A 7,566-nucleotide genomic window follows, 5' to 3' on the forward strand; every position below is an offset into this window, starting at 1 on the left:
ACGTCGTCGCCGCGGACGTACTCCCGCAGCGAGTCGAACTCCGTGCCCTGGCCGCGCACCCGCACGGCCGAGCGGCCGTCGAGCTCGCGCAGCCGCGCCAGGCGCGAGGGCAGGTGCTTGCGGGACTCGAAGGGCGGCAGCGACCGCACCGAGCCCGGGACGTCGAGCGTGCGCTGGCGCGCCGCCAGCCGGAGGGGGCCCGGCAGCCGCACCGTCACCCCCGTGGCGCGCAGGTCGCCCCGGCGACGAGGGAGCAGCGGGGTGCGCAGCACCGCCCGGTCGCCCGGGGCCAGCGACACCCGGTGGCGGTTGTCGCTCGCGCCGGCGGTGGGCTGCCACGCGTCCCGCACCAGCGCCCGGACCCGGCGGCGCGAGGTGTTGCCCACGACCAGCACCGTCTCGGTGGGGTGACCGAGCCGTGTGGCGCCGATCGGCCGCCGCTCGAGGGACAGCGCGGCCGGCCTCGGCGCCATCGACCAGTCGAGCAGGGTCAGTGCCGTCACCACGAGCAGCCACAGCCAGACCGTGCTGCCGGCAGGGCGCAGCACCACGGCCACCAGGCCGAGGAGCAGCAGCAGGGGCACGCGCCCCGAGATGGTCATCGCGGGACGGGCACCGATCCCAGCGCGGAGGCGAGGACCTGGGCCACGTCGACACCCTCGAGCTCGGCCTCCGGGCGCAGGCCCAGCCGGTGCACCAAGGTGGCGTGGGCCAGGGACTTCACGTCGTCGGGCGTCACGAAGTCGCGGCCGACCAGCCAGGCCCACGCACGGGCCGCGCGCAGCAGCGCGGTGGCGCCGCGGGGGCTCACCCCCAGGCTGAGCGAGGGGGAGTCGCGGGTGGCCCGGGCGATGTCGACGATGTAGCCCGCGACCTCGGGCGAGACCTGCACCGTCTTGACCGCGGCCTGTCCGGCGGCGATGTCGGCGGCACCGGCCACCGCCCGCACGCCTGCTCCGGCGACGTCGCGCGGGTCGAAGCCGGCCGCGTGCCGGCGCAGGATCTCCAGCTCCGCGGCGCGCTCGGGGATCGGCAGCACCACCTTGACGAGGAAGCGGTCGAGCTGGGCCTCGGGCAGCGGGTAGGTGCCTTCGTACTCCACGGGGTTCTGCGTCGCCGCCACCAGGAACGGGCGCGGCAGCTGGTGGGAGACGCCGTCGACGGAGACCTGTCCCTCCTCCATGGCCTCGAGCAGCGCCGACTGCGTCTTGGGTGGGGTGCGGTTGATCTCGTCGGCGAGCAGGAGGTTGGTGAAGACCGGCCCCTCCCGGAAGCTGAGCTCGCCCTGGGAGGAGTCGATGACCATCGAGCCGGTGATGTCACCGGGCATCAGGTCGGGGGTGAACTGCACGCGTCGGGTGTCCACGGCCAGCGCGCCCGCGAGCGTGCGCACGAGCAGCGTCTTGGCGGTGCCGGGCACACCCTCCATGAGCACGTGCCCTCCGCACAGCAGCGCGACCAGCAGGCCCGACACAGCGGCGTCCTGGCCGACGACGGCCTTCGCCACCTCGGCGCGTACGGCGGTCAGTCGCTCGCGTGCCTCGCCTGCGGCCGGCGTCGGGTCGGGGGGAGTCTCGGTCATGTGCGGCGTACCTCTCTGTCGAGCTCGGCCAGCTGGTCGGCCAGGGTGATCAGGGCAGCGTCGGACGCCGGGGTCGGGGCATCGGGGGCGAGCAGCGCGGCGACCTCGTCGACGGGCCGGTCGAGGTGGCGGGCCAGGTCACGCACGAGGACCCGGTCCTCGGTCGTCGCGCCGAGGCGCAGCCGCTGGGCGGCCCTCGTGCGGGCCGCGCGCCGCAGCGCGGCGGCCGCGTGCGCCCGGTCGCCGGCGCGGCGGTAGAGCCGCCCGCGGCTCAGGGTGGTCTCGATCGCCTTGACGACGACGGGCAGCGGCTCGGTGGACAGCGGGCCGAGGCGACGCACCCGCCACAGCACCAGGGCGACGGTGCTGAGCCCGACCAGCCACAGACCGGGCACGAGCGAGTCGGGCAGCAGGCTGGTGAGGCTCACCCCGTCGTCGCCCACCAGGTCCGCGACGCTGGGGACGTACCAGACCAGCCGCTCGTCCTCGCCGAGCAGCCGCAGGGCCACAGCGGCGTTGTCGGCGCGCAGCACCTGGTCGTTGGTCAGGGCGTCCCCGGCCCCGAAGGAGACGACACCGTCACGCTCGACCAGCACCGCGTCACCGTCGTCGGTGCGGAAGCACCCGCCGGCCGCGGGATAGGCCAGCGTCGTGTCGACCTCCAGCACCAGGGCGTCGTACGACGGATCGGCGCAGGCGCCGCGCGTGCCCGAGCCGAGCGTGCTGCTGCTCGGCTGCCCGCCGAGACCCACCGCCTCGGTGACGCCGGGTCCGGGCGCCACCAGGACGAGCCGTGCGTCGCCGACGGCCGAGAGCAGCCGCTCGACGGTGCTGCGGCCGAGCGCGTCGGTCGAGGTGACGACCACGGTGGTGTCGGTGTCGACGGCGGTGTCGTCGAGCGCGTCGGCCCCGCGGGCGACCTCGACGTCGACCCCCTGGTCGTCCAGGACGCTGGCCAGGGCCTGCGCGCCGGAGGGTCCGGGGTTGGCGGGGTCGAGGTCCTCGGCCGTGCGACCACCCTGGCCCGACCACACCACGACCGCAACGGCCGCGAGCAGCCCGAGGGTGATCAGCAGCACGGCCCGGTGGCGCCGCAGGAGCCCCGTCATCGCACGCCCTCCAGGTCGTCGTCGAGGGTAAGGACGGCGAGCGCCTGCTCGTGGGTCGCGCGGCGGTCGCCGTAGAGGACGGAGTCGAAGAGGTCCGCCCCGGTGTCGACGCGTGCCCGGAGCATCGGGTGCTGGGCGGCCAGGGCGAGGGCCACCTCGTGCGCGGTGGCACCGGGGGTGTCGTCGAGCCGTCCCCGCTCGACCTGGCGCTGGGCCAGGGCACGGAAGGCATCGACGAGAGCCTCCTCGCAGCGACCGTCGGCCAGGGCGGCCTCGGCCCGCGCGCGCAGCTGGGCTGAGGTGACGGCCTCGTCGGTGAGCACGGCACGGCGCTCGCCGGTCGCGCGGGCCGTGCGTCGGGCCCGCGCAAGCAGCAGCACCAGTCCGGCGACCAGGGCGAGCGCGACGAGCATCACCGCGAGGGTCTGGAGGGGAGGGGCGCCGCTCGCGCTCGTGACGCCCCGGTCGACCAGCCGCTCGAGCCAGGTGAGGAGCCGCTGCACGAGGTCCTGGTCGTGGTAGTCCGGCGACAGCAGCTCGCGCCGCAGCAGGGACCGGGCCTCGTCGGGCGTCGGGTCCAGGGGCGGGTCGCCCGACGGCAGGACCAGCAGGGCGCGCAGGGTCACCGGCGCAGGACCCCTGCCTGCGTCATCAGCTCGACGTCGTAGGCCTCCTTGCGCATGCGCTGGTCGAGGTACTGCAGGGAAGCGACGCCGGCGGTGAACGGCGCGACGAACGCCGACGAGATGACCGAGGAGAGGGCCTGGCTCAGGACCAGCCCGAGGGCGGCGTACTCCGGACCGGCGGCCACCGCGCCCAGCTCGCCGCCGATGGTCACGGGCACGGCGAGCATGTTGCCCGCGATCGAGGCCACGACCACGGTGAGCAGCGCGATGCCGAAGGTGCGCCAGAAGGCGCCGTGCGTGAGCGTCCAGCCGCGACCGATCGCGCCGAGCACGCCGACGTCCTCCAGCATCAGGGCGGGGGCGGGCAGGTAGTAGACGCGCACCCAGAAGAAGCACATGAGTGCGACGAAGACCGGCACGCTGACCAGGCCCCAGACCACCAGCACGGCCGCCTCGGTGGTGGTCAACGCCAGGACGACCCACAGCAGCACGTAGACGACCAGGCCGACGATCCACACCAGGTTGATCAGCAGCGTGAGCCCGAGGAGCCGCCAGCGCTTGCCGCGCGTGGCGGCCCAGGCCTCACCGAGGCTGAGCCGTCGGCCGACGGCCGCCGCGTGGGTGACGTGGGCGACCATCCCGGTCACGAAGATCAGCCCGACCTGCAGCAGCGCCAGCCCGACGAACAGGGAGCCGAAGGAGCCGATGCCCCCGATCAGCTCGCTGCCACCACCGCCGGTCTCGTCGAGCACCGCGCCGACGGTGAAGGTGAGCAGCGCCGTGACGAGCACCGGGATCGCCATCGTGACCGAGGCGACCAGGACCGCCGAGCCCACCGTGGCGCGCGGGTTGAAGCGGATGATCCGGAACGCGCCGTCGTACATGTCGCCCAGGCCCAGGGGGCGCAGAGCGATGGCGCCGGGCTTGTGCGCCGCGCCGAGCATGCCCGGAGCCGGTGCCCAGCCGGTCGGACCAGCCGGACCAGGAGGTGGAGGAGGTGCCCAGCCGGGTGGCGGCGCGCCCGCCCCGGGCGGCGGGGGCGGCGGTGCCCCCGGTGGCGGATAGGAGTCGTAGCCCGACATGGCTCCCCTTCGTCGGCCCTGCGCGGACGTTCGTCGACCGCCATCTTGTCAGGTCACCTGGCGTTGGCCACGTGGCTGGGCAGGACGCACGCGGTGTCGAGGCCGAGCACCCGGTTGAGCCTGCCGAAGGCGATCCAGGAGCCGAGGCACATCGACAGCTCCACGATCTCCCGGTCGGAGTAGTGCGCCTTCATCCGGGTCCAGAAGGAGTCGTCGAGGCCATGGTGGTCCAGGGCGTAGCGCTCGGCGTACTCGGCGGCGAGACGGGTCCGGTCGTCGAAGGTCGGCGTCGTGCGCCACGCGGTGACGGCGTCGGCGAAGCCGTCCTCGACCTTCACCCCGTCCTTCTCGGTGCGCCAGTCCTGGCAGAAGAGGCAGCCGTTGAGCTGCGCGATCCGCAGCCGGGCCGCCTCGAAGGCCCTCAGCTCGAGGGTGCCGTGCTCGTAGACGCTGGTGGCGAAGCGGGAGGCGGCCGGTCCGATCCCCGGCACCATCTCCCCCCAGACGTAGAGGATCGGGTCCTTGTCCTCGGGGACGTCGATGATCATGAGTCGGCCTTTCCGCTGGCACCGTCGGCGGTGCTGAGGGTGGGGAGCGCGCGGCCGAGACGACCGACAGCGGGGGAGAGGGGGACGTCGAGCGCGTCGTAGATGCCCGGCGAGGCCGCGTGCAGCCAGGGGATCGCGTTGACCAGGCGGTTGGCGGCGGTGGCGCTGCCACCGGCCGCGCGGTTGCCGCCCTCGTCGGTCGCCTCGACGGTGACCTCGATGCGGGGGCGGCCCTCGATGACGACCCGGTGGGCGCCGTCGCCTCCGTCGGCCGGCAGTGGCCAGTCGGGCGCCACGTCGGGCGCGATCCGGGTCACGTGCTCGACCACGACCACGGGCACGCCGTCGACGATGCCCTGCACCTCGAAGCGCAGGGCGCCCTGGCTGCCCGCGGGGAAGAGCCCCATCTGGTTGGTGACGTCGCGCTCGAGAGGACGGCGCTCGAGCGTCTCGCGGATCTCGTCGACCTTCAGGCCGAGCGCCCGGGCGACCAGACGGACCTGGCCACCCCACACCATCGTCGGCACCCCGGCCGCCACCATCGGCGGGTCGTGGTCCATCGGCTCGCCCATCCCGACGAGCAGGCGCACCGAGTCGGGGGCGTCGTAGGTCGAGTAGTCGAAGATCTCCTGGCAGCGCACCTGCTCGACGCTCCCGGCCAGGCCGCTCACCAGCACCGGCAGCAGGTCGTTGCCCCAACCGGGGTCGATCCCGCTGACGAACAGCGCCGACCCTCCCTCCTCGGCGGCGGCGAGCAGCGGCCCCGCCAGCTCCGGAGGCGCGCTGCGCGGGTCGTAGAGCGCGTAGAGCGCCGGCGTCACCACGACGGCCCCGGCCCGCAGCGCCCGCGCCACGTCGGCAGTGGCGTCGTCGGGCCGCACGTCGCCCGACGCCATGTAGGCCACGGCAGCGGCACCGTCGAGGGCCGCAGCCACGTCGTCACCGGCGCGTACGCCGAGTGGTCGCCCGAGACCGGCCAGGTCGCCGGCGTCGCGACCGACCTTCGCGGGGTCGGCGACGAGCACCGCCGCGAGAACCAGGTCGGGGTGCGCGTCGACCGCGCGGATGGCGGCCCGCCCCATGTTGCCGGTGCCCCACACGACGACCGGGAGGGGCGCCGTACCGTCCGGAGCGAGGTAGAACGTGTTCTCGTCTGCCATGGGGGGAGGCTAGTGAACGGAGCGCCGCCGGGGTAGGGCCGAACCGATTTGGCGCAGTAGCAGACATCTGCCAAGATAGTCCGGTTGCTCCGGCGGGTTGCCGGGGCGCGGCACATCTTGACTCCTGAATCGCGTCTCCCACTTCTTCACGGAGTGTCGTTTCGGTGTTCGGCTGTGCTCGCGCCGCACCAGGAGACCCGATCAGCCTGACGAACCGTCAGGCGCCACACAACACCTTGGCTCGACAGTCGTGCTGTGTTGCGAGGAAATCTCGCGACACGCCCGACCGCGGGGGTCGGGGAGGGTGGTGAGCACAGGGCGGGACAGACTCAAACCCGAGGACGTTCCGGACAGGCACGTGGACCAGTAGAAGGACGAGAGAGACCTATGGCGGGACAGAAGATCCGCATCAGGCTCAAGGCCTATGACCACGAGGTGATCGACACCTCGGCGCGCAAGATCGTGGACACCGTCACCCGTACGGGTGCGAAGGTAGCCGGCCCCGTGCCGCTCCCGACCGAGAAGAACGTCTACTGCGTCATTCGGTCGCCGCACAAGTACAAGGACTCGCGCGAGCACTTCGAGATGCGCACGCACAAGCGGCTCATCGACATCATCGACCCCACGCCGAAGACCGTCGACTCCCTGATGCGACTCGACCTTCCGGCCGGTGTCGACATCGAGATCAAGCTCTGAGGTCGAGGAACTAGCCATGACTGTTGAGAAGAACGTGAAGGGGCTGCTGGGCACCAAGCTCGGCATGACCCAGGTCTGGGACGAGAACAACCGCGTCGTTCCCGTCACCGTGATCGCTGCGACGACCAACGTGATCACCCAGGTCCGCCAGCCCGAGACCGATGGCTACAACGCCATCCAGGTCGGCTTCGGCGAGATCGAGGGTCGCAAGATCACCAAGCCGCAGGCCGGTCACTTCGCCAAGGCGGGCACCACGCCCCGTCGCCACGTCGTCGAGATCCGCACCTCCGACGCCGCGTCCTACACGATCGGCCAGGAGCTGCCCGTCGACACGTTCGCGGCCGGCGAGGTCATTGACGTGACCGGCACGAGCAAGGGCAAGGGTTTCGCCGGTGTCATGAAGCGTCACGGCTTCCACGGCGTCAGCGCCTCCCACGGTGCCCACCGCAACCACCGCAAGCCCGGTTCGATCGGCGCCTGCGCCACGCCGGGTCGCGTTTTCAAGGGCGTCCGCATGGCCGGCCGGATGGGCAGTGACACCGTCACCACCCAGAACGTCACCGTGCACGCCGTCGACGCCGACAAGGGCCTGATCCTCCTCAAGGGTGCCGTTCCCGGCCCCAAGGGTGGGGTCATCATCCTGCGCTCGGCTGCGAAGAAGAGCCAGGAGGCCTGAGCACATGGCTACCAAGACCCTCAAGGTCGAGCTCCCCGCCGAGATCTTCGACGTCGCGGTCAACATCCCGTTGATCCACCAGGTCGT

General features: G+C 72.7%; 8 protein-coding genes and 1 pseudogene. 2 read left to right on the plus strand and 7 right to left on the minus strand.

Features of this window, described 5'->3' with window-relative positions:
• The 7 genes and pseudogenes from RMN98_RS18545 to RMN98_RS18575 form a co-directional block, all read right to left on the minus strand.
• Window positions 1-602: pseudogene (locus RMN98_RS18545) on the minus strand (DUF58 domain-containing protein); the annotation flags it as partial.
• Entirely contained in the window at window positions 599-1,582 is a 984-nt protein-coding gene (locus tag RMN98_RS18550) for a MoxR family ATPase (RefSeq protein ID WP_309650299.1), read from the minus strand. The pseudogene RMN98_RS18545 and the gene RMN98_RS18550, both read right to left, overlap by 4 nt.
• The gene (locus tag RMN98_RS18555) at window positions 1,579-2,691 is read right to left on the minus strand and encodes a DUF4350 domain-containing protein (protein ID WP_309650300.1); all 1,113 of its coding nucleotides are present in this window, start codon (window positions 2,689-2,691) and stop codon (window positions 1,579-1,581) included. The genes RMN98_RS18550 and RMN98_RS18555 overlap by 4 nt, the downstream gene beginning before the upstream one ends.
• Complete coding sequence (locus RMN98_RS18560; RefSeq protein ID WP_309650301.1) at window positions 2,688-3,317, minus strand: DUF4129 domain-containing protein; 630 nt, start codon at window positions 3,315-3,317, stop codon at window positions 2,688-2,690. The genes RMN98_RS18555 and RMN98_RS18560 overlap by 4 nt, the downstream gene beginning before the upstream one ends.
• Window positions 3,314-4,261 (minus strand): hypothetical protein, encoded by a 948-nt coding sequence (locus RMN98_RS18565; RefSeq protein WP_309650302.1) that lies wholly within the window; start codon window positions 4,259-4,261, stop codon window positions 3,314-3,316. Before RMN98_RS18565 ends, RMN98_RS18560 begins: the two co-directional genes overlap by 4 nt.
• A gap of 191 nt (window positions 4,262-4,452) precedes the next feature.
• Window positions 4,453-4,947, minus strand: a complete 495-nt coding sequence (locus RMN98_RS18570) for a carboxymuconolactone decarboxylase family protein (protein WP_309650303.1) — start codon at window positions 4,945-4,947, stop codon at window positions 4,453-4,455.
• Window positions 4,944-6,107, minus strand: a complete 1,164-nt coding sequence (locus tag RMN98_RS18575) for a dihydrodipicolinate reductase (RefSeq protein ID WP_309650304.1) — start codon at window positions 6,105-6,107, stop codon at window positions 4,944-4,946. The genes RMN98_RS18570 and RMN98_RS18575 overlap by 4 nt, the downstream gene beginning before the upstream one ends.
• A 387-nt stretch (window positions 6,108-6,494) precedes the next feature.
• Between RMN98_RS18575 and rpsJ the strand changes: the two genes are divergently transcribed.
• Window positions 6,495-6,803: a 30S ribosomal protein S10 gene (rpsJ, locus tag RMN98_RS18580; protein ID WP_008360994.1), complete on the plus strand. Its 309-nt coding sequence runs from the start codon at window positions 6,495-6,497 to the stop codon at window positions 6,801-6,803.
• Window positions 6,804-6,819: 16 nt separating this feature from the next.
• Window positions 6,820-7,479, plus strand: a complete 660-nt coding sequence (gene rplC / locus RMN98_RS18585) for a 50S ribosomal protein L3 (RefSeq protein WP_309650305.1) — start codon at window positions 6,820-6,822, stop codon at window positions 7,477-7,479.
• Window positions 7,480-7,566: the final 87 nt, after the last annotated feature.

The sequence above is a fragment of the Nocardioides sp. genome, from assembly GCF_031397825.1.
In the GTDB taxonomy this organism is placed as follows: domain Bacteria; phylum Actinomycetota; class Actinomycetes; order Propionibacteriales; family Nocardioidaceae; genus Nocardioides.

Excerpts from the sequence above, each read along its gene's own strand:
- RMN98_RS18575 (WP_309650304.1), bottom strand. The coding sequence starts at position 6,107 with ATGGCAGACGAGAACACGTTCTACCTCGCTCCGGACGGTACGGCGCCC.
- RMN98_RS18565 (WP_309650302.1), bottom strand. The coding sequence starts at position 4,261 with ATGCTCGGCGCGGCGCACAAGCCCGGCGCCATCGCTCTGCGCCCCCTG.
- RMN98_RS18555 (WP_309650300.1), bottom strand. The coding sequence starts at position 2,691 with ATGACGGGGCTCCTGCGGCGCCACCGGGCCGTGCTGCTGATCACCCTC.
- rpsJ (WP_008360994.1), top strand. The coding sequence starts at position 6,495 with ATGGCGGGACAGAAGATCCGCATCAGGCTCAAGGCCTATGACCACGAG.
- rplC (WP_309650305.1), top strand. The coding sequence starts at position 6,820 with ATGACTGTTGAGAAGAACGTGAAGGGGCTGCTGGGCACCAAGCTCGGC.
- RMN98_RS18570 (WP_309650303.1), bottom strand. The coding sequence starts at position 4,947 with ATGATCATCGACGTCCCCGAGGACAAGGACCCGATCCTCTACGTCTGG.
- RMN98_RS18550 (WP_309650299.1), bottom strand. The coding sequence starts at position 1,582 with ATGACCGAGACTCCCCCCGACCCGACGCCGGCCGCAGGCGAGGCACGC.